This window comes from Pseudomonas sp. CFBP 13711 (genome assembly GCF_014842265.1).
Lineage (GTDB): Bacteria > Pseudomonadota > Gammaproteobacteria > Pseudomonadales > Pseudomonadaceae > Aquipseudomonas.
Window position 1 is genome coordinate 667,254 of record NZ_JACYVI010000001.1, and the last position, 19,713, is coordinate 686,966.

Annotated in this window: 20 protein-coding genes; 6 read left to right on the forward strand and 14 right to left on the reverse strand. The window is 59.9% G+C overall.

What is annotated here, in order from left to right; genetic code table 11:
* Window positions 1–163: 163 nt before the first annotated feature.
* The 5 genes from IFT47_RS02955 to cysK form a co-directional block, all read right to left on the reverse strand.
* Window positions 164–1,018: a DMT family transporter gene (locus tag IFT47_RS02955; protein ID WP_192170925.1), complete on the reverse strand. Its 855-nt coding sequence runs from the start codon at window positions 1,016–1,018 to the stop codon at window positions 164–166.
* A gap of 397 nt (window positions 1,019–1,415) precedes the next feature.
* Window positions 1,416–2,765: an alginate export family protein gene (locus IFT47_RS02960; RefSeq protein WP_192171056.1), complete on the reverse strand. Its 1,350-nt coding sequence runs from the start codon at window positions 2,763–2,765 to the stop codon at window positions 1,416–1,418.
* Between the two features lie 63 nt (window positions 2,766–2,828).
* Window positions 2,829–3,740, reverse strand: a complete 912-nt coding sequence (locus IFT47_RS02965; RefSeq protein WP_407073208.1) for a glyoxalase — start codon at window positions 3,738–3,740, stop codon at window positions 2,829–2,831.
* 157 nt (window positions 3,741–3,897) lie between these two features.
* The gene (locus IFT47_RS02970) at window positions 3,898–4,836 is read right to left on the reverse strand and encodes an aspartyl/asparaginyl beta-hydroxylase domain-containing protein (RefSeq protein ID WP_133773082.1); all 939 of its coding nucleotides are present in this window, start codon (window positions 4,834–4,836) and stop codon (window positions 3,898–3,900) included.
* A gap of 158 nt (window positions 4,837–4,994) precedes the next feature.
* Complete coding sequence (cysK, locus tag IFT47_RS02975; RefSeq protein ID WP_192170923.1) at window positions 4,995–5,969, reverse strand: cysteine synthase A; 975 nt, start codon at window positions 5,967–5,969, stop codon at window positions 4,995–4,997.
* A gap of 126 nt (window positions 5,970–6,095) precedes the next feature.
* Here cysK and IFT47_RS02980 point away from each other — a divergent pair, with 126 nt between their 5' ends.
* Window positions 6,096–7,169, forward strand: coding sequence for a DUF748 domain-containing protein (locus tag IFT47_RS02980; protein WP_192170922.1), 1,074 nt, complete (start codon window positions 6,096–6,098; stop codon window positions 7,167–7,169).
* A gap of 81 nt (window positions 7,170–7,250) precedes the next feature.
* Here the strand turns inward: IFT47_RS02980 and IFT47_RS02985 are convergent, their stop codons facing one another.
* Window positions 7,251–7,799 carry a DUF2442 domain-containing protein gene (locus IFT47_RS02985; RefSeq protein ID WP_192170921.1) on the reverse strand — a complete coding sequence of 183 codons (549 nt, stop codon included), beginning with the start codon at window positions 7,797–7,799 and terminating at the stop codon, window positions 7,251–7,253.
* A complete protein-coding gene (locus IFT47_RS02990; protein WP_192170920.1) occupies window positions 7,796–8,026 on the reverse strand; it encodes a DUF4160 domain-containing protein in 231 nt (76 codons plus the stop codon). Before IFT47_RS02990 ends, IFT47_RS02985 begins: the two co-directional genes overlap by 4 nt.
* A 206-nt stretch (window positions 8,027–8,232) precedes the next feature.
* Here IFT47_RS02990 and IFT47_RS02995 point away from each other — a divergent pair, with 206 nt between their 5' ends.
* The 3 genes from IFT47_RS02995 (at window position 8,233) to IFT47_RS03005 (ending at window position 11,558) form a co-directional block, all read left to right on the forward strand.
* Window positions 8,233–9,078, forward strand: a complete 846-nt coding sequence (locus IFT47_RS02995) for an AAA family ATPase (protein ID WP_192170919.1) — start codon at window positions 8,233–8,235, stop codon at window positions 9,076–9,078.
* A gap of 45 nt (window positions 9,079–9,123) precedes the next feature.
* Window positions 9,124–10,302, forward strand: a complete 1,179-nt coding sequence (locus IFT47_RS03000) for a vWA domain-containing protein (RefSeq protein WP_192170918.1) — start codon at window positions 9,124–9,126, stop codon at window positions 10,300–10,302.
* A gap of 323 nt (window positions 10,303–10,625) precedes the next feature.
* The gene (locus IFT47_RS03005) at window positions 10,626–11,558 is read left to right on the forward strand and encodes a hypothetical protein (RefSeq protein ID WP_192170917.1); all 933 of its coding nucleotides are present in this window, start codon (window positions 10,626–10,628) and stop codon (window positions 11,556–11,558) included.
* A gap of 21 nt (window positions 11,559–11,579) precedes the next feature.
* Here the strand turns inward: IFT47_RS03005 and IFT47_RS03010 are convergent, their stop codons facing one another.
* The 7 genes from IFT47_RS03010 to IFT47_RS03040 all read right to left on the reverse strand — a co-directional run bounded on the left by IFT47_RS03010 (window position 11,580) and on the right by IFT47_RS03040 (window position 16,891).
* Window positions 11,580–12,179 carry a hypothetical protein gene (locus IFT47_RS03010; protein WP_192170916.1) on the reverse strand — a complete coding sequence of 200 codons (600 nt, stop codon included), beginning with the start codon at window positions 12,177–12,179 and terminating at the stop codon, window positions 11,580–11,582.
* A gap of 106 nt (window positions 12,180–12,285) precedes the next feature.
* Entirely contained in the window at window positions 12,286–13,218 is a 933-nt protein-coding gene (locus IFT47_RS03015) for a 5-oxoprolinase subunit C family protein (protein ID WP_192170915.1), read from the reverse strand.
* Window positions 13,215–13,919: a carboxyltransferase domain-containing protein gene (locus IFT47_RS03020; protein WP_192170914.1), complete on the reverse strand. Its 705-nt coding sequence runs from the start codon at window positions 13,917–13,919 to the stop codon at window positions 13,215–13,217. The genes IFT47_RS03015 and IFT47_RS03020 overlap by 4 nt, the downstream gene beginning before the upstream one ends.
* Window positions 13,916–14,680 (reverse strand): 5-oxoprolinase subunit PxpA, encoded by a 765-nt coding sequence (locus tag IFT47_RS03025; protein WP_192170913.1) that lies wholly within the window; start codon window positions 14,678–14,680, stop codon window positions 13,916–13,918. The genes IFT47_RS03020 and IFT47_RS03025 overlap by 4 nt, the downstream gene beginning before the upstream one ends.
* Window positions 14,681–15,024: 344 nt before the next feature.
* Entirely contained in the window at window positions 15,025–15,549 is a 525-nt protein-coding gene (locus IFT47_RS03030) for a DUF2937 family protein (protein ID WP_192170912.1), read from the reverse strand.
* 13 nt (window positions 15,550–15,562) lie between these two features.
* The gene (locus IFT47_RS03035) at window positions 15,563–16,336 is read right to left on the reverse strand and encodes a class II glutamine amidotransferase (RefSeq protein WP_192170911.1); all 774 of its coding nucleotides are present in this window, start codon (window positions 16,334–16,336) and stop codon (window positions 15,563–15,565) included.
* A 51-nt stretch (window positions 16,337–16,387) separates the two neighbouring features.
* The gene (locus IFT47_RS03040; protein WP_244655828.1) at window positions 16,388–16,891 is read right to left on the reverse strand and encodes an MFS transporter; all 504 of its coding nucleotides are present in this window, start codon (window positions 16,889–16,891) and stop codon (window positions 16,388–16,390) included.
* 151 nt (window positions 16,892–17,042) lie between these two features.
* Between IFT47_RS03040 and IFT47_RS03045 the strand changes: the two genes are divergently transcribed.
* Window positions 17,043–19,100: a S9 family peptidase gene (locus IFT47_RS03045; RefSeq protein WP_192170910.1), complete on the forward strand. Its 2,058-nt coding sequence runs from the start codon at window positions 17,043–17,045 to the stop codon at window positions 19,098–19,100.
* 118 nt (window positions 19,101–19,218) lie between these two features.
* Entirely contained in the window at window positions 19,219–19,701 is a 483-nt protein-coding gene (locus IFT47_RS03050) for a Crp/Fnr family transcriptional regulator (protein ID WP_407073207.1), read from the forward strand.
* Window positions 19,702–19,713 lie beyond the last annotated feature (12 nt).

Below are 19,713 nucleotides of genomic sequence, written 5' to 3' on the forward strand. Positions count from 1 at the left end.
GCTCGCGATCGGCTGCGAAGCAGTCGTGAAACCCGACACCCCGGTAATGCCTGACACACGGCACGCACCGGTTTGCTGCCGCTGCGCGCCAGATCGCGAGCAAGCTCACTCCTACAGTTTTCTTCCGCAGTGCTCGACGAATTCGCGGCGGGGGTGGACGGTTCTATTCAACCTTCCTGAACACAAACACCAACCCCACCACAATCAGCACCATCCCCAGCATGCTCATCAGCGCGAGGCGGTTGCCGTAGATCAGGTAGTCCATGATCGCGGTGACGCCGGGCACCAGGTAAAACAGGCTGGTAACGTTGACCAGATTGCCTTGGGCGATAAGCCGATAAAGCAGAAACGTCGCCAGCACCGACACCACCAGCCCCATGTACAGCACCGGCACGAAGAAGCCGATGCTGTGTTCGAAATGAAAGGGCTGAAATGGCACGAACACGGCACACACCAATGTCCCCGCGAGGTATTGCACCGGCAACGTGCCGAGGGGGTTGTCGGTGATGCGTTTCTGCATGATCGAGCCGCCGGTCATGCTCAACATGCCCAGTACGCCGAACGCCATGCCGGCCAGTGATCCGCCGTCGCCGATGCCTTGCCAGACCACCAGCACCAGGCCGGCCAGCCCCAGACTCAGGCCGAACATGCGTGACGCCGAGCGGCTGCGTTCAACCAGCACGGCCGTGAGTATCGGTTGCACGCCCATGATCGTGGCCATGACGCCGGGCGCGACTTTCATGTCCAGCGCCAGCAGGTAGCAGATCTGATAAGCCCCCAGCAGCACCGCCCCTGTCATCAACGCAAAGCCCATCGACGCGCGGGTGGCGGGAAGCTTGTAACCCAAGGCCGGGATCAGGATCGCCAGCGCCACAAGCGCCAGCAGAAAACGGAACAGTAGAAATGCAAACGGTGAAGCGTGGGTCAGGCCCCACTTGGAAACGATCGCGCCGCTGCTCCAGAGCAGGACGAAAAGCGTCGTCGTGGCCATCGAGGCCAAGGCTTTATTAGCGAACATGAGTCACCTGTGATTCAGACAAAATCGGACCCGGCACGAACCGGATTCACGGATGTTTTGCGGGCGTTTGCAGGCTTCGGTCGACAGCGTTGACGCAGTCGGTCAGCCGAGCACAACGACGCCTGGCGGTGCAACGACGCACACGACAGGACTGTTCACAGATGGGGGTGGCGGGTAGCGAGTGATGAAGGCGATTTGCATGCAGCTGCACGGTTCCGCAACAGCGCGAGCCGTGGCGGATAAAGCGAACCGGGTGCGGGATGCAGGCATCGTGCTCATCTTCTGAAAGGAGTGACTCGGTGTTGCCAAGTGTTACGGCAACGACGCCGACTATAACCAGCCAGCGGTGCCTCGTGCAATGCCATAACGCGACGTCGTGAATTGCCCTGATGCAGCGCTACCAGGACAGCTTGAGCTCGACGCCGAGGTAATTGCTGTCGTGCCCGCCGACATCGCGCACTGACTGCCCGACGTCATAGTGCACCGCCTCGACCGCGCCGCTCAGATTAGGGGTGAACGCATAGTCCGTGCGCACCTGCCCGTAGGCGCCGGTCCAGCGACTGCCCTGCCCCGCGGTTCCGGCCACCGCGATGTTCGGTTGAACGTAGACAGCGTCTTCGGTGGTCTCCCGCCATTGCAGGCCGAGGGCCGTCTGAATGCTCAGCTTGGCGATCGGCCTGATGGTAATCGACGGTTTGACGTGCAGGATGTTGGCATAGCCGGTGTAGCCCCCCAGCGAAAAATAGTAGCCATTGGGGAACAGCGGATTGAACGTGCCCAGCGTGCCATCGCCGTTGTTTCGGTCGCCCGACGCAGCGTCCAGTTGCAGGCCCAGACGCGGAGTCAAGCTGACGTCGGCGAAGGTGTAACCCACGCGACTGCCCGCCGCCCACGCGCGAATGCTTTTGGCGCCGACCGAACCGGTCTGCCCCATCGCCTCCAGGTCCCAGTCGTAGCCATCGGCCGCGCCGCCGAGCCGTGCGTCAAAGATATTCCGGTGCTCAGCGCCGCTGGCATCAAGGTAACTGGCGTCGTCGCGTTCATACAGCCCGACGTAGGCCGACAGCTCGTTACTGCCGCCCACCAGCCGCTCGGCGCGCAGCATGTGAAAGCGAAATTCGTGGTTCGAGCGATCGTCGAAGTGGCGCTCGTCCTGGTATTGCACCGGTCGGCTGGCAATCGCGATGAAGCGCCACAGCCCGGTCTCCCAGTCCGCCCACAAGGCATCGAACGATTGGCGCACGTTCGGTCCGTCGCGGGAGGAAATAAAGCGCTGCAAGTCGAAGGCGAAATCCTGCCGTCCCACACGCGCCTTGAAGGTGTTGTCTCCCAGCTTTTTGGTGTACTCCAGAAACGCCAGGCGCAGGTCGGTGCGATTCTGGTCAGCGCCGCCAATGGTGGTTTTGTCGTAGGCGCGCACGTCTTCCAGCTGGGTAAACACGCGCCAGTTTTCATTGAAGTGCAGATCGGCGTGCACCTGAAAGCGCTGCAGCAGATACCGGTCCCGGGCGACATTTCGCGTACCGAACGCGCTGGCGTCGTTCATCTCGAAGCGCTCACGCAGGGTGCTGCCCAACGACAGGTACGTTTGCGGATTGTCCGAAGACAGCGGGATGTACTTGAGACTGTCCAGCGGCGCCGTCTGGAGGGTTGGATTGGCCAGCACCGCCCAATCCTCCTGCCAGCGATTGGTCTTGATCGCCGGCCTGGTTTCAGCCTCGTCAGCACGGGCCGGGCTGCTGGCCATGGGCAGCGCGATTGCCAGGCACAGACCACTCAAACCTGAAGTGAATCGAGCACTCGCCATCGGTCAACCGGCCGCAGCGGTCTGATGAATTTCAGCGACGTAGCCACCCGGAAACTCTACAACTGCCGCCGTACGTCCTGCGCTGGTAAAGGGCTCGACGATCACGTTCACCCCCGCCGCCTTCGCTTTGCTCAATGTGTCCTGCAGGTTGGCGACTTCATAGCCGGTGTTGTCGTGGCCGAACGGATACGGCAGATGGCCGTCGGTGGCCAGCACGACCATTTTGCCGAACGGCGACTCGATGCGAATGCGGTGGAAAGTGGCATCGGCGCGACCGATCTCGATGCCCGGCGCTTTCTTCTCGTCGCTGACAACTTTGCCGTGGGAGAACGCGATAAACGCTTTTACGAACGCGGCAGCCCGGTCGTTGGACACGTAGACGCGATTCTCGGGAATGGTCTGGAACGGTGCGTAACTCGGCACTTTGGTGTGCCAGTAAAGCTGCATGTTCACGCCACCCGGCCACTGCACGACGGCGTCGCGACCGATGGGGTCCGGGAAGTCCGAAACGATGACGTCGGCGCCGGCCTGACGCGCTTCTTTGATCGCCAGGTCCATGTCCTTGACCAGATAGCCGTTGCGCTCATCGCCAAATGGACGCGGGATCGGGGTCTTGAAACCGAACAGCGACACCGTGCCGACCGGCGTTTGAATCAACTGGGACGTCGTGCTGCTCGGTACAGGCAAGACATTGACCACCACCTGTGGCGTGCTCTGGCCGCCGAACGTCGCGGTGAAGCTCTGAACGAAGCGATCCACATCCGCAGGCGCGACGTAGACGTGGGTGGTGTCGTATTGAGGCGCAACGGCCACGGCGGCGGACTGGGCAAAGGCAACGGTCGGTGCAACCGCGGCCGCCATCGGACCGGCCAGGCCGAACAGCGTGGCGGAAAGCATCAGGAATCTGGCGCGCATGAACATCGTCTCCGGGCAAAAAGGGCAGAACGCAGGGTCCGCCGACTGGCCCCGGAGAGGATTGAATAGACGTGCTATTTGCCGGTTATGCCCTCGCGCGAGGCATAAAAAAAGCGCCGCTGCACAGGGTGCAACGGCGCTTGATAAAGCCGGGTTTTTAGCCGAACAGCCAGTAGCCCAGCAGCGTCAGCACGATCACTGCCAGCACCGGACGCAGGATGCGATAGGCCTTGGGGTTGGCGCGTTTGAACTGCTTGACCTTGCCACTGAAGCTGTTACTGAAGCGCTTGCTGAACGCATAGGCCTGATTGATCCCGCCAACGCGCTCATCATCGGTGTTCTGCGGCGCGGTGGCGCGACCGAGAAACGCGCTGACGCGGCGGTTGACCGCGGTCATGAAACGATTGCTCAGCGGCCGCTCGATGTCGCAGAACAGAATCACGCGGGTGACGTCGGTTTCGTTCTTGACCCAGTGCACGTAGGTTTCATCGAACATCACGTCGTCACCGTCGCGCCAGGCGTAGACCTGACCGTCGACAAAGATGCGGCAATCGTCGGAGTTCGGCGTCGACAGGCCCAAGTGATAACGCAAGGAGCCGGCAAACGGATCGCGGTGCGGGTTCAAGTGACTGCCACCGGGCAACAGGGCGAACATCGCGCCTTTGACGTTGGGAATGCGGCTGACCAGTTCGACCGTCTTGGGGCACAGCGCCTCGGCGGACGGCAGCGGTTTGTCGTACCACTTCAGGTAAAAACGCTTCCAGCCTTTCTTGAAGAACGACCCGAAACCCGCGTCGTTGTCCTTCGCGGCGGCACGGATATAGCCTTCGTCGAACAGGTGCATGGCTTCATCGCGGATGGTTTCCCAGTTGTCGCGCAGCACATCGAGCTCGGGAAACTTGCTGCGGTCCAGATAAGGCTTGGACGGCACGCTGGAGAAGAGGTACATCAAGGCGTTATACGGGGCGAACAGTGCGGAGTGATTCACGAACTGGCGCAATACCGGCAAACGCGCCTTGCCGCGCAGATGCACGTACAGCGTGCTGCCGACAAACAGCAGCAGAATCGCCGCTTTGACAGCAAAAGAAAGGGTCATGAAACTCTCCTTGGAACAGGGCCGAACCGCGCGGCCCGAAGCTTACGCTGCTGAAACCGCCGCCGGATGACCTGGGACAATCTTCCGGCGGGTTTCGAATGGCGGCCATCATAAGCCTTAGTCCGCCGGGTAAAAAGCCGAAGCAGCCGCCAACACGACTATTGGGTCAGCTCGCGTTCAGTAAACAGGTCGCTGAAGAGCATGCTCGACAGGTAGCGCTCGCCCGAATCCGGCAGCACCACCACGATCGTCTTGCCCTGCATTTCCGGCTTCTCGGCCATCCGCACCGCTGCGTGCATGGCGGCACCACAGGAAATACCGCAGAGAATCCCCTCCTCCTGCATCAGGCGCAGGGCCATGGCCTTGGCTTCTTCGTCACTCACCAGTTCGACGCGGTCGACAATCGAGAGGTCGAGGTTTTTCGGGATGAAACCCGCGCCAATGCCCTGAATCTTGTGGGGGCTGGGTTTGATCTCTTCACCGGCCATCGCCTGGGTGATGATCGGCGAGCCCATGGGTTCGACAGCCACCGAGATAATCGGCTTGCCCATGGCGTGCTTGATGTAGCGCGAGACCCCGGTGATCGTGCCGCCGGTGCCGACGCCCGCAACCAGCACGTCGATAGCGCCGTCGGTGTCGTTCCAGATTTCCGGGCCGGTGGTTTTCTCGTGAATGGCCGGGTTGGCCGGGTTCTCGAACTGCGCCGGCATGAAGTACGTGGCGAAGTCACTGGCAAGCAACTCCTCGGCCTTGGCGATGGAGCCTTTCATGCCCAGCGCCGGCTCGGTCAGCACCAGTTCGGCGCCCAGGGCCTTGAGCACTTTGCGCCGCTCTATACTCATGGAGGCCGGCATGGTCAGTGTCAGCTTGTAGCCACGGGCTGCGGCAACAAAGGCCAGGCCGATGCCGGTGTTGCCAGAAGTGGGTTCGACGATGGTCATGCCAGGCTTGAGTTTGCCGCTGCTTTCGGCGTCCCAGATCATGTTCGCGCCGATCCGGCACTTGACGGAGTACCCCGGATTACGCCCCTCGATCTTGGCCAGGATAGTGACCCCGCGCGGCGCGATTCGGTTGATCTGCACCAGTGGCGTGTTGCCGATGGAATGGGCGTTATCTGCGTAAATACGGCTCATGACCGGGTCCTTGTGCAGGTTTGGAAAAGCTCAAAGCCTATGCCTTGAGCCGGTGCAACGTCCAGTCGAAGCGAACCGATCACATCGCCAGCAGTCAACAAAACTACGTCACTGGAGGGTGGAGACATGAAACGTCGTTACAGCTGGCCGTTATGGACAATTGTTGGCTTGGTGGTGTTGCTGATCGCAGTCCACATCGCGCTGCCCTACGTGGTGCGCAATTACCTCAATGAAAAACTCGCCGACATGGGCGACTACCGCGGTCAGGTCACCGATGTGGACCTGGCCCTGTGGCGCGGGGCGTACCGCATCAATGGCCTGAAAATCGTCAAGGTCGACGGCAAGGTGCCCGTCCCGCTGCTGAATGCGCCGGTCATCGACCTCGCTGTCAGCTGGCACTCGCTGTGGTACGACCATGCCGTGGTCGCCGAGGTCGCATTTGTCAGTCCTGAACTCAACTTCGTCGACGGTGGCCCGGACAAGCGCCAGTCCCAGACCGGTGCGGGCACTGACTGGCGCGCTCAGCTGGACAAGCTGCTGCCGATCACCCTCAACGAGATGCGCATTCAGGACGGCAAGATCACGTTCAGCAATTTCAACTCGACGCCGAAGGTAAAAATCGATGCCGACAACATCAACGCCAGCATCTATAACCTGACCAACGTCGAAGACAAGGCCGGCAAGCGCGATGCCCGTTTCGAGGGCAAGGCCATGCTGCTGGGCCACGCGCCACTGGAAAGCACCGCGACGTTCGACCCGTTCAGCCTGGAGGACTTTGACTTCAAGCTGCGCGCGACCGGCATTCAGCTCAAGCGCCTGAACGACTTCGCCTCTGCGTACGGCAAATTCGACTTCAACGCAGGCGACGGCGATGTGGTCATCGAAGCCCAGGCCACCAATGGCCAACTCAGTGGCTACATCAAACCGCTGCTGCGCAATGTGGATGTATTTGATTGGCAGCAGGACGTCGAGAACCAGAACAAAGGCTTCTTCCGATCGATCTGGGAAGCCGTGGTCGGCGGCAGCGAAACAGTGCTCAAGAACCAAGGGAAAAACCAGTTTGCCACCCGCGTCGAACTCAGCGGCAGTGTTCACAAACAGGACATCAATGCGTTCGAGGCGTTTTTGCAGATCCTGCGCAATGCGTTCATAAAGGCGTTCAACACGCGCTACGACAGCGGCAAAAGTGAGGCGAAGTAAGCCGGCCATTTCCTACGTAAATGGAGCCAGATCGCGAGCGTTGTGTCGGATGGATCATCGTTGACACTACGCCGTCCTGGCTCACTGGTCATCTTCACCGGTGCCTTTGTTGGCGCCGCTCGCCTCGTCTACACCGCTTCCTGTGCCAACACCATAGGCCGCACGCTTCTCGGCCAGCAACACGCCGTTCTCTGGCTGACTCTGCAACGCATCCCATCCCAGACACGCCAGCGCCAGGGTGCGCGGTGCCGCCTCGCTGCCGTTGGTGTAGCGGGTGATGCTGCGCGTGCTGACGCCCAGCGCTTCAGCCGCCATGGCCAGCGGCAAGCCGGTGCGCGCACGCCAGCCGATGAATATCCGCGTGTTCTCGTCGGTAGCGGCCTGGGCCTTGGCATCCAGGTAAAGGGTGTCGGCGCCGATCTGGATGTCGGGCTCGGACCACTCGACGGTCCAGCCGTCGTCGCCGATCTGCGCCTGCTTGAACACGTTCGGATCCTTGAGCGGTTGCAGCCCCGGAAATGCAGCGATGTCGCTGCTCAGGTCGAGAACGTATTTCACGTCGTTGATAAATGTCAGCGCCAATTTTTGGTGAGCCAGCGCCTCTACGGTCTTGAGGCGTGGACGTTTCATGGATGCCATCGTTTCCATTCCTCCAGCAGTTCTGTTTGGTGGGCCCTTACCCATTCGAGCGCCTCCCTGAGTACGGCGGCCGGGGCGTGGCCGAGCATGGGTTCAACCAACTGCAGACAGATCAACACATCCAGCCCGCCACCGGTGAGGTGCACGTGAGGCGGCAGGTGATCCTTTTCCCGCAGTTGAATCCAGTATTTGTCCCTGAATCTGTATTTAGTAGACATGCGCTGCAAGGTATCGCTATTTTGGCGATACCTCAACGGTCGTTACAATTTTTAGCCGGTCAGGTCGTGACGCCCCATTCAGATACTGAATAAAGCGTCTGCGTTCACAGTGGCGCGGGGTGCGCGGTATAGTCGCTGCACTCTTTGCGCCCTATCTTGCGCGGTTAAGGCCTACGGCCTGTTCGCGCTGTTCGAGGATTTACCCGATGAAATTCGAAGGCACCCACGCCTACGTCGCCACCGACGATCTGAAGCTTGCGGTCAATGCCGCCATAACCCTGGAGCGCCCGCTGCTGGTCAAGGGCGAGCCCGGCACCGGCAAGACCATGCTCGCCGAGCAACTGGCCGAATCCTTCGGCGCCCGGCTGATCACCTGGCACATCAAATCGACCACCAAGGCGCACCAAGGCCTCTACGAGTACGACGCGGTCAGCCGCCTGCGCGACTCGCAACTGGGCGTCGACAAAGTCCACGACGTTCGTAATTACCTGAAGAAGGGCAAGCTCTGGGAAGCCTTTGAATCCGAAGAGCGGGTGATTCTGTTGATCGACGAGATCGACAAGGCGGACATCGAATTCCCCAACGACCTGCTGCAAGAACTCGACAAAATGGAGTTCTACGTTTACGAGATCGACGAGACGATCAAAGCCAAAAAGCGCCCGATCATCATCATTACGTCCAACAACGAAAAAGAGCTGCCGGACGCGTTTCTGCGCCGCTGCTTCTTTCACTACATCGCGTTTCCCGATCGCGCCACGCTGCAGAAGATCGTCGACGTGCATTACCCGAACATCAAGAAGGACCTGGTCAGCGAAGCACTGGACGTGTTCTTCGATGTGCGCAAAGTCCCGGGCCTGAAGAAAAAACCCTCGACCTCCGAACTGGTGGACTGGCTCAAATTACTGATGGCCGACAACATCGGCGAAGCGGTACTGCGCGAGCGCGACCCCACCAAAGCCATCCCGCCGCTGGCCGGCGCGCTGGTCAAGAACGAGCAGGACGTGCAGCTGTTAGAGCGTCTGGCGTTCATGAGCCGTCGCGGCAATCGCTGAGCCTTTTTGGTCAAGCTTATTTAGATCAAGCGCGGGACGCCGACTATGTTGCTCAACCTGTTCAACGAAATGCGCGCTGCCAAAGTGCCGGTTTCGTTGCGTGAACTGCTCGACCTCATCAACGAGCTGAAGCAGCGTGTGACGTTCGCTGACATGGACGAGTTCTATTACCTGTCGCGCACGATTCTGGTGAAGGACGAGCGCCATTTCGACAAGTTCGACCGGGCGTTCGGCGCGTACTTCAATGGCCTGGAAAAGCTCGACGATCACCTGCAGGCGTTGATCCCCGAAGACTGGCTGCGCAAGGAATTCGAGCGCTCGCTGACCGCTGAAGAGCGCGCGCAGATCCAGTCCCTGGGCGGCCTGGACAAGCTGATTGAAGAATTCAAGAAGCGTCTGGAAGAGCAAAAGGAGCGCCACGCCGGCGGCAATAAATGGATCGGCACCGGCGGCACCAGCCCGTTCGGCTCGGGCGGTTACAACCCCGAGGGAATTCGGGTGGGCGACGCCGGCCAGCGTCAGGGCAAGGCCGCGAAGGTCTGGGATCAGCGCGAGTACAAGAACCTTGATGATGGGGTTGAGTTGGGCACGCGCAATATTAAAGTGGCCCTGCGGCGCCTGCGCAAATTCGCACGCCAGGGTGCGGCAGACGAACTGGACATCGATGGCACGATCGACCACACCGCCCGCGACGCCGGCCTGCTGAACATCCAGATGCGCCCGGAACGCCGCAACACCATCAAGCTGTTGCTGCTGTTCGACATCGGCGGCTCGATGGACGCCCATGTGAAGATCTGCGAAGAACTGTTCTCGGCCTGCAAGACCGAGTTCAAGCACATGGAGTATTTCTACTTCCACAACTTCGTTTACGAATCGGTGTGGAAGAACAACCAGCGCCGCACCTCCGAGCGCACCGCCACTCAGGACCTGCTGCATAAATACGGCGCGGATTACAAAGTGATCTTCATCGGAGACGCCGCCATGGCGCCCTACGAAATCACCCAACCGGGCGGCAGCGTCGAGCACTGGAACGAAGAAGCAGGCTATGTCTGGATGCAGCGCTTCATGGCCAAATTCAAGAAGATCATCTGGATCAATCCGTACCCCAAAGACGCCTGGGCCTACACCACCTCCACCAACATCGTGCGGGACTTGATCGAAGACCAGATGTACCCGCTGACCCTGCGGGGGCTGGAGGAAGGGATGCGGTATCTGGCGAAGTGATGCTGAGACCGTAAGAGCGTGGCTCGTCCCGCGATCGGCGGCGCAGTCGTCGTGAAACCGGATTGTGCGGTACATCAGGCTGAAGGCCTTCATCGAGTCATAGGCCGCATCGCGCACATATACGCTCTCACCGAATGAGAACGTATATGTTTTTACATCCTCGGCATTGACATGGACTGCAGGTAGCTGATTACGTCATTTCATCAGTTAAGAATTAACTGATCATCGCAGCCTAACAAAGCGAGTTAGCCACTGTACTAAACGGAAAACATTCCGGCGATTACGGCTGTTTGATATTTAGAAAACAATAAATGGAATTGACAATGAAGAACAATACATCCAAAACAACTGCCCTGCACATGGCAGTGATGTTGACATTCATCGGCTTCAGCAGCGGACCAGCAGGTGCAATGGGATTTTTTGGTGCGGAACAAAATAAGCCGCTCAACCTTGAGATGAGCGATCTCATTACAGCAATGAGTGGCGAACCACCTGTAGAAATTTTAAAAGCCGCCGAACCTAAAATCATGGAGCTACCCGACAAACTAACGCGCGTGTTTGGCAGAACCAATAACGAGAATGAAAAAGTGCACTATAGCTTCACAGCTGCTCGCGGGCAGAGGGTTATGATTTACAACTTACCCACTAGAGCCGAGGGACCGGATTGGAACGTCGAGTACAAAATTGATAAAGATTGGATTCAGGTACCGGCCAAGCACAGCTTCATATCCTCGGAGCTGCCACCCAACCAGAAAGTTCTAATGAGAATTTCCAGATCTCTTGGCATGACTATGGAGACTGGCGACAGTTATGTGGTGGAGTTCGGCTCAGCGCCTTATATCGACAGGAAAAGAACTGTACTCTCTGGAGATTACCAATGGTTTCTACCCTATTTTCACGACCATTTCTTTAGACACTCGTTGAGCTGGAGAACTTTGGTAACGGACTCAAAAGGACACCCAGTGGAGGGCGCAATGGTCCACCTCGTCCTGAACCCCGATGAGCACCAACCCCACAAATTAACGATCAAAGAATACATCACCGATCCCTCAGGTTATATCTCTGGCAATATGAGATTCGACGATTGCATCGGTAGAAACACAACCCCTCCCTTCACCGAAGCCCTCAACAGCGGACTAAAATGGAGGGCCACCTATAACACTGGATACTGGAGTTTCTCTGTCAGAGGGAATGATATCGGCGGTCTTGAAACATCGCCCTTAACGCAAATGTGCTCAGCCACCACCGTTCGATAACTTCCGCCGAACCCAGTAGGATCAAGCTGTGCTACTGGGTTTTCCGCCTGCTGGCGAAAAAAACCTCGCATACTTTGCGTCCAACCCTTCCAACGTTCGATGAACGATTCCTGCCAAAATGAATATGTATTCCCGTGCCGCTCCACTGAGTGCTTTATCCTCATTCATCAAGCTGTACAGAACGCTCTCTTCCTGCTGCGCCAGCTCAAAACCTAACCCAACCGGTTTAATTAAACCTGCCTCATCAATGGAAAAGGTGAAGGCCTTTCTTGCCAACTCTGAGTTGTTATGCTCAAGCTTTGCTTTTAAAGCGTCTCGCATGCCTTCCATGTCCGTCGCCAGCAATTCAGCTGCCCGGCTGCGAGCATCCAGCTTTACCTGTTCGCGAAACTCCCAAGGACTCAGGGACCTAAAGAAAACACCGCCATCACCAGACGGTCTCAGCGCTCCATCAAGCTTGACTTCATGATATTCAACGTCCGGTGCAGGGGCCTTGAGCACTGCAGCCTGCGTCTGCTCTGTTCCGGAATCGAGTAGCACCTCCCGTTTTATCGTGTCGTTAGTAGTCTCAACACCCCGCGGGGAAGAGTGATTTTGATTGACGACCAATGTCAGGTCCATATCTGCACCTCATATCAAGAACACATGAAGTGCTTAACGACCCTCGCTCGAAAATAATGACCTCTTAATCCTGACCAGAATTTCTGATAACTACGTAGGACATAAGCTACAGCGCCAAACAACCCGCGAGCGATTGCAAAATCCCCACCTGCTCCCGATGCGCTACCTCCTGCACCACCGCTTTCATCCGCACCACACTCCCCGGCAGTTGCTGCGCCAGCCGGGCCAGTGACAGCGGCGTCAGCGCGCCGAGCCTCGGATAACCACCGATGGTCTGGCGGTCGTTGAGCAGGACGATCGGCTGACCATCCGGCGGGACCTGAATCGCGCCCAGCGGAATGCCTTCGGAGATCATCGGTTTGCCCTGGTAAACCAGTTCCGGCCCGAGCAAGCGCATGCCCATGCGATCGGCACGGCTGTCGAGGGTCCAGTCGCTGTTGAACGCATCGAATAGACTCAGGCCGCTGAACTGGCCGATCTGCGCGCCCAGCACCACGTCCAGCGGACGCTGATCGGAAAAGTCGGGGATGAGGTGATCGGGAAGCGCGTGCAGCTCAAACGACGCCCCTGAATAAGTCAGTTGATCGCCTTCAGCCAGCGCTTTACCGCTTCCTTCGAGCCCGCCCAGCCCTTCGCGCGTGACGGTGGCGCAGCTGCCGAGCACATCGACTGCCGCAAATCCGCCGGGCGCGGCGAGATACGCGCGAGCACCCGTGATAGGCCGGGTAAAACGTAGTTGCTGACCTTTGCGAACGAAGAAGCTGCGCCACGGCGCAATCGGTCGTTCGTCGAGCACGGCGTTCAGATCCGCACCGGCCAGCGCCAGGCAGCAGTCGGATTCGGCCAGCAGCGTCAGACCGCCCAGGGTCACTTCGACAACGGCAGCGTCCAGCGGGTTATTCAACAGTGTGTTGGCCCACGACATCGACACCCAATCCAGCGCCCCGCCTTGGGTAACGCCGAGGTGTCTTACGCCAAAACGTCCCGTGTCCTGCAACAGGCACAGCGGCGTGCTGCTTTTTACCGTGAGCGCGCTCATGCCAGGCCCTCCAGCGGCGTGTCGTCGCCGCTCAGACGCATGAACTCGGCGTGATCAACAGCGGCAAACCGCACGGTATCGCCGGGCTGCATCAGGCTGTAACCGTCGATTTCGCGATCAAAGAGTTTGGCTGGGGTGCGCCCGAGGATGTTCCAGCCGCCGGGCGACTCCAGCGGATAGGCCGCAGTTTGCCGCTCGGCGATGCCGACGCTTCCCGCCGCCACGCGCTTGCGAGGTGTCTTGATGCGCGGCGCGGCGAGGACTTCTTCCACCAGCCCCATGAACGCGAACCCCGGTGCGAAGCCCAGCGCGAAGACTTGATACTCGCGCTGGCTGTGGCGGCGAATCACCTCGTCCACCGACAAACCGCTGCGCCCGGACAACAGGCTTAACTCGGGCCCGACGCTTAAGTCGTACCAGACCGGCAACACATGCTGCCGACCGCTTTGGGTGGAGTCGGGTGCAAGGTCGGTCAGCGCCTCGGTAATGATTGCCCGAGCCTGTGTCGGACTCAGCGCCAACAGATCGTAATGCACCATCAGCGTGGTGTAGGACGGCACCAGATCAATTAAATGCGCAGCGAAACCCTCACGCAGACGCAACGTCGCAGCGAGCATCCACGGCATGTTGGCCTCGTCGATGGCGTCGAACAGGCGGACCATCAGGCAATCGATGGCGACGACTTCGATGCGCAGCTTCACAGGGCAGACGGTCCGGCATCAGCGCTGTTCAACGCCTGACGAATGCGCTGGACCGCGTCGATGGAGCTGGCGTTGTCACCGTGCACGCACAGGGTGTGGGGCGTGAGTCGCAGCTCGCTGCCATCGCTGGCAATCAACGCTTCGCCTCGGGACAAGGTCATGGCCTGGGCGATGATGACCTCTGCATCGTGATGCACAGCTCCCGGCAGATTGCGGGAGACCAGACGCCCGACGCTGTCGTAGGCGCGATCGGCGAAGGCCTCGAACCAGAGCGTGACGCCGAATTCATCGGCAATGACCTGCGCTGACGAGTTGTCGCGCATGGCCAGCAGCATCAGCGGCAGTTCCGGGTTGTAACGGGCGATGGCTTCGATGACCGCGCGCAACTGCGTCGGGTTGGCCATCATGTCGTTGTACATCGCGCCGTGGGGTTTGACGTAGCTGACGTGACCGCCCTGGGCTCGGCAAACGCCGTCGAGTGCGCCGATCTGGTAATGCAGCAGGTCTTGAATCTCTTGCGCAGAACAGGCCATCGAGCGACGGCCGAAACCCACCAGATCCTGATAAGCCGGGTGCGCGCCAATGGTGACATTGTTGGCCAGGGCCAGCGCGACGGTTTTGCGCATGACGCTCGGATCACCGGCATGAAAGCCGCAGGCGATGTTGGCGCAATCGATGTAGGGCATGACCTCGGCGTCCAGACCCATGGTCCAGGCGCCGTAGCTTTCGCCGATATCACAATTCAATAACAGGCGGCTCAATGGCGTGACTCCTGTGCGAACGAAACGGGGAGAAGCTCGAGTGTACGCGCGGGGTTGTCAGGTTGGCAGCGCGGGAACACAGGGCTGTGCGTTGGGAGCATTCTTCGGCGCGGATGGCTCGAGCGTCCAACTAATTAAAGCGCGGGGGAAGGATAAGAAAAAGTGAACGGTGCGGGGGATCTTTGCTGACCGGGACGGCCCCTTCCTGGCTGAAGCCGGTCCCACTGGGTGCGCGGCGTGTCAGGAAGCCCCAATGGGCACGCGCGGTCTTTAGCGGGACCGGCTTTAGCCGGGAAGGCGTCAGCGAGACCACTGCCCAATCAAGCAAATGCCGGCAATGGGCCTCAGCGCCAGTCGCGACCCACCGGTCGCACGTGATGCCGACCCACAAACACCCAATCAATGAACACCACAATACTTTCAATGACCAGCGAGAACAGCAGCGCGCACATCAGGCCCCAGCCGATGACTTCCGGCGACAGCAGCACCTGCCAGGTGTAGCCATTCCAGGTCTCAGTGCGGATATTGGTATCGGCAGCGGTCAGCACATGCCAGGCGCGGGCATACCACGGGCCTTGCAGGGCCAGCCATTCGCGGTCGAGTGTCTGATTGCGGGTGAGCAGGTTGCTGATGTTGTCGGCGTCGGTGCGGAACACCGGGTCGTCGCTGCTGCGGTAATGCTGGATCAGCGCCTGGACGTCGCCATTGAAGAACCGCAGGGCGGTCTCGTTATAGCCGCGCAGGCTTTGCTGCGCTTCCAGCATGTGCGCTTCGACGCGCTTGCTGTAATCGCTGATGAAGCCTGGAATCTGCACGCCTATCAACAGGCCTGCCGTGAACAACACCAGTCGTATATAGCTGCGCAGCATAGATCCCTCTCTTTCAGGCCGAGCCTTCGGCAACGCATTCGCCGCGGCGCCAAAGACTCCAGTGACCCGGCTCGTAACGGTTCCAGGTCTCGTTTTCGGTGAGCGGCTCGGTGGCAATCACCGTCACCACATCGTTGGGCGTGGTTTCCGCCTGGAAATCGACGATGACGTCGACGTCTTTCAGACGCGCCGGCCCGAACGGGGCGCGGCGGGTGATGTGCACCAGCTTGGTCGAACAGTAGCAAAACAGCCAGTCGCCATCACTGAGCAGCGCATTGAACACGCCTTTGCTGCGGTATTCGTTGCAGGCTTCGACCAGGGTCGGCAGCAGTTGCTCGATCTCGACCGGCTCGGGGAACGCTTCGCGCACCCGGTTGAGCAGATCGCAGAACGCCGCTTCGCTGTCGGTATCGCCCACCGGCCGATAGAACGTAGCGCCGGGATTGAAATCCGCGAGCTGGCCGTTGTGGGCGAAACACCAGTTGCGCCCCCACAGTTCACGCACGAAAGGGTGGGTGTTGGACAGGCAGACCTTGCCGACGTTGGCCTGACGAATGTGGCCGATGACCACTTCGCTCTTGATCGGGTAACGCTGGACCAGCTGCGCGACTTCCGACTCGCTGCTCGCAGCAGGGTCCTGAAACAGGCGCAGGCCGCGGCCTTCGTAGAAACCGATGCCCCAACCGTCGCGGTGCGGACCGGTGCGACCACCGCGCTGCATCAGCCCGGTGAAGCTGAACACGATGTCCGTCGGTACGTTGGCACTCATGCCCAGAAGTTCACACATGCTCAGGCCTCGGTGCGTTGACGCACGCGTCCGGGAAGACGCCGGTCACGATCACAGCTTGGGTTCGACGCGATAACGGCCGCTCGGTGCAGGTGCTGGCGTTGAAGCGGGCGACTGGCTGGCGAAGCGCCCTGCCCCTTGATCGGCATAAGGCTCGTCGTGTTCCTTTTGCTCGGCGGCGGCCTGTGCAGCGGCGGCTTCGGCGTGGGCCAGACGGGCTTTTTTCTTGCGCAGGAACGGCAAGCGGATCAAGGCGAAGATGAGGTAGAGCCCCAGGGCGATGGCGCCGTAGGTGGAGAGGTCGAGCACGGCGCGCCAGACGTTGTTGCCGACCTTCAGTGCCAGATCCAGCACGCTGATCGCCAGCGCGGGGGCGTATTGGTCCTTGGCCGGATCGACGATGGTCGGGCAGAACAACAGCACGGCGCCGATCACGCGCAAGGGTTCGCGCAGGTAGCGCCACATCCAGCCGGTCAGCTTGAACCACACCAACAGACAGCCCAACGCGGCGAACGCGTAAAGGCCCCAGGCAATCAGATAGTCGTTGTCGGTCATGACGTCCGTGGTAAGGCAGGTAAAGAGGCGCTTATGATAACGACTTTTCACCAGCCCGGCTTCCCCGGCTTCAGTTATCGGTCTGCCGCGTGTCCAGCACCGGGCAGCGCGACCGATCCCGTTCAGATGAGCCCACGTGAGAGAGCCCAGCATGCCTTCCGCCCCACACGCTTCCAACGCCCCCGTCGCCCGCAAGGCTGACGGCGCCGACCCGTACGCCTGGTTGCAAAACCGCGACACCGATGAAGTGCTCGATTACCTCAAGGCCGAGAACGCCTGGCAGGAAAAGCAGCTCGCCGACCTGCAGCCGTTGCGCGAAACCCTGTTTCAGGAGATCAAGGGCCGCATCCTGGAAACCGACCTGTCACTGCCCTCCCCCTGGGGCCCGTATCTTTACTACACCCGCACCACCGAGGGCGACGAATACGCCCGTCACTACCGCTGCCCGCGTCCGGCCGATGACTCCCAGACCCTCGACGAAAGCGCTGAAGAGTTGCTGCTCGACCCCAACGAACTGGCCGGCGGTGGCTTCTTCTCCCTCGGCGCGTTCAGCATCAGCCCCGACCATCAACGCTTGGCCTACAGCCTCGACACCAGCGGCGAAGAGGTTTATAAGCTGTACGTCAAAGAGCTGAGCAGCGGCGTGGTCAGCAGTCTGCCGTTCGAAGACTCTGACGGCAGCATGACGTGGGCGAACGACAGCCAGACGCTGTTCTTCGGCGAGCTGGACGATACCCATCGTCCGCACAAGCTGTACCGCCATAAACTGGGCGAAGCATCCGCCGAGCTGGTGTTCACCGAGCCCGACGGGCGCTTCTTCCTGCATTGCTACCGCAGCAGCTCGGAGCGGCAGTTAATTGTGGGGCTGGACAGCAAAACCACCAGCGAGGCCTGGGTGCTGGACGCCGACACACCCCAGCAGAAGTTCGTGTGCATGGCGCCGCGCAGCGAGGGGCACGAATACTCAGTGGATCACGGCCTGATTGAGGGCAAGTGGAGCTGGGTCATCCGCAGCAATCAGGACGGCATCAACTTTGCGCTGTACCACGCACCCGAAAAACCCGACGGCGCACCTGAGCGGAGCGACTGGCAGAACCTGATTGCCCACAGCGAGAGGGTCATGCTCGACGGCTTCAGCCTCAACGCCAAAGGCCTGACCTTGAGCCTGCGCGAAGGCGGCTTGCCAATCGTCGAAGTGCACCCGCAAGGCCTGCCGGCGTATCGCGTGCAACTGCCGGATGCGGCGTACAACCTGTATGTGCAGGACACCCTTGAGTTCGAGAGCGACAAAATTCGCCTGCGCTATCAATCGCTGAACCGTCCGCCGCAGGTCTGGCAATTGTCGCTGGCCACCGGGGAACAAATCGTACTCAAGGAAACGCCCGTACTGGGTGTGTTCGACGCCGATGCCTACGTCAGCCAGCGGTTGTGGGCGACAGCCGCCGACGGTACGCAAGTGCCGATCAGCCTGGTGGTCAAACGCGAGCTGGCCGGTCAGACCGTTCCGCTGTATCTGTACGGCTATGGCGCGTACGGCGAAAGCCTGGACCCGTGGTTTTCCCATGCCCGGCTGAGTCTACTCGACCGCGGCATCGCTTTCGCCATCGCCCATGTGCGCGGCGGCGGTGAGCTGGGCGAGGCCTGGTACCGCAACGGCAAGCAGGAACACAAGCAGAACACCTTCAGCGACTTCATCGCCTGTGCCGAACATTTGATCGCGGAGAACATCACCACTGCCGAACAACTGGTGATCAGCGGTGGCAGTGCTGGCGGCCTGTTGATTGGCGCGGTGGTCAATCAGCGTCCGGAGCTGTTCAAGGCGGCCATTGCTGAAGTGCCGTTCGTCGATGTGCTCAACACCATGCTCGATCCCGATCTGCCGCTGACCGTCACCGAGTACGACGAATGGGGCAACCCGCAAGAGCCCGATGTTCACGCGCGGATCAAGGCCTACGCGCCTTATGAAAACGTCACGGCGCAGCAGTATCCGGCCATGCTGGTGATCGCGGGTTACAACGACAGCCGCGTGCAATATTGGGAAGCGGCCAAGTGGGTGGCGAAACTGCGTGATCTGAAAACCGACGACAACCTGCTGTTGCTCAAGACCGAACTGGGCGCGGGCCACGGCGGCATGAGCGGGCGTTATCAGGGATTGCGTGACGTAGCACTCGAATACGGCTTTATTCTGAAAGTGCTGAACCTGGCCTGACGAAATCTGCGCAGGCGGTGTGTCACATGGGAAGCCCCGGACGCTGTAAAGTCCGGGGCTCTTCGAAGGCGGTCCAGCGTTTCAAGCACTCTTTCAAACCACTTAACTAGAACTCGCCATGTCTACATTGCTCAACTCTTCGTCACTGAATAAGGAAATTCGCGACATGCTGATGGACTGCGGTCTGTTCATCGCCCTGACGCCCGCGGAATTTGCCGCGGCTGCGGGATACTTCAGCATCAGCAACATTGAAAAAGGTGACGCGATCTTCAACGAAGGCGACGCGGGCACCTTCATGTGCATCATTCATTCGGGCACGGTGTCGGTGCAGAAGCTCAACAGCGACGGTCATCCGGTGGAGACCGCCACTCTGCGCAGTGGCAGGGCGTTTGGCGAAATGGCGGTGCTGGACGGCGAACGCCGCTCGGCCACGTGCGTTGCCGCGTCTTCGTGCGATCTGTTGAACCTGGGCAAGGACTCGCTGGACAAGATGCTCAACGAAGCGCCGAAAGTGGCGGCGAAGATCATCCGCGCGATCGCGGTGGCGATGTCGAAGCGGCTGCGCATGATGGATGGGCAGGTGGTGGCGCAGCAGGATTAAGCAGAACGGCCT

What these genes read in the sequence shown, in the direction of transcription:
- IFT47_RS03030 (WP_192170912.1), bottom strand. Translation starts at nt 15,549, where the DNA reads ATGCTGCGCAGCTATATACGACTGGTGTTGTTCACGGCAGGCCTGTTG.
- IFT47_RS03035 (WP_192170911.1), bottom strand. Translation starts at nt 16,336, where the DNA reads ATGTGTGAACTTCTGGGCATGAGTGCCAACGTACCGACGGACATCGTG.
- IFT47_RS02980 (WP_192170922.1), top strand. Translation starts at nt 6,096, where the DNA reads ATGAAACGTCGTTACAGCTGGCCGTTATGGACAATTGTTGGCTTGGTG.
- IFT47_RS02990 (WP_192170920.1), bottom strand. Translation starts at nt 8,026, where the DNA reads ATGTCTACTAAATACAGATTCAGGGACAAATACTGGATTCAACTGCGG.
- IFT47_RS03040 (WP_244655828.1), bottom strand. Translation starts at nt 16,891, where the DNA reads ATGACCGACAACGACTATCTGATTGCCTGGGGCCTTTACGCGTTCGCC.
- IFT47_RS03050 (WP_407073207.1), top strand. Translation starts at nt 19,219, where the DNA reads ATGTCTACATTGCTCAACTCTTCGTCACTGAATAAGGAAATTCGCGAC.
- IFT47_RS02995 (WP_192170919.1), top strand. Translation starts at nt 8,233, where the DNA reads ATGAAATTCGAAGGCACCCACGCCTACGTCGCCACCGACGATCTGAAG.
- IFT47_RS02970 (WP_133773082.1), bottom strand. Translation starts at nt 4,836, where the DNA reads ATGACCCTTTCTTTTGCTGTCAAAGCGGCGATTCTGCTGCTGTTTGTC.
- IFT47_RS03010 (WP_192170916.1), bottom strand. Translation starts at nt 12,179, where the DNA reads ATGGACCTGACATTGGTCGTCAATCAAAATCACTCTTCCCCGCGGGGT.
- IFT47_RS02985 (WP_192170921.1), bottom strand. Translation starts at nt 7,799, where the DNA reads ATGAAACGTCCACGCCTCAAGACCGTAGAGGCGCTGGCTCACCAAAAA.
- IFT47_RS02965 (WP_407073208.1), bottom strand. Translation starts at nt 3,740, where the DNA reads ATGCGCGCCAGATTCCTGATGCTTTCCGCCACGCTGTTCGGCCTGGCC.
- IFT47_RS03000 (WP_192170918.1), top strand. Translation starts at nt 9,124, where the DNA reads ATGTTGCTCAACCTGTTCAACGAAATGCGCGCTGCCAAAGTGCCGGTT.
- IFT47_RS03005 (WP_192170917.1), top strand. Translation starts at nt 10,626, where the DNA reads ATGAAGAACAATACATCCAAAACAACTGCCCTGCACATGGCAGTGATG.
- IFT47_RS02960 (WP_192171056.1), bottom strand. Translation starts at nt 2,765, where the DNA reads ATGGCCAGCAGCCCGGCCCGTGCTGACGAGGCTGAAACCAGGCCGGCG.
- cysK (WP_192170923.1), bottom strand. Translation starts at nt 5,969, where the DNA reads ATGAGCCGTATTTACGCAGATAACGCCCATTCCATCGGCAACACGCCA.
- IFT47_RS02955 (WP_192170925.1), bottom strand. Translation starts at nt 1,018, where the DNA reads ATGTTCGCTAATAAAGCCTTGGCCTCGATGGCCACGACGACGCTTTTC.
- IFT47_RS03045 (WP_192170910.1), top strand. Translation starts at nt 17,043, where the DNA reads ATGCCTTCCGCCCCACACGCTTCCAACGCCCCCGTCGCCCGCAAGGCT.
- IFT47_RS03015 (WP_192170915.1), bottom strand. Translation starts at nt 13,218, where the DNA reads ATGAGCGCGCTCACGGTAAAAAGCAGCACGCCGCTGTGCCTGTTGCAG.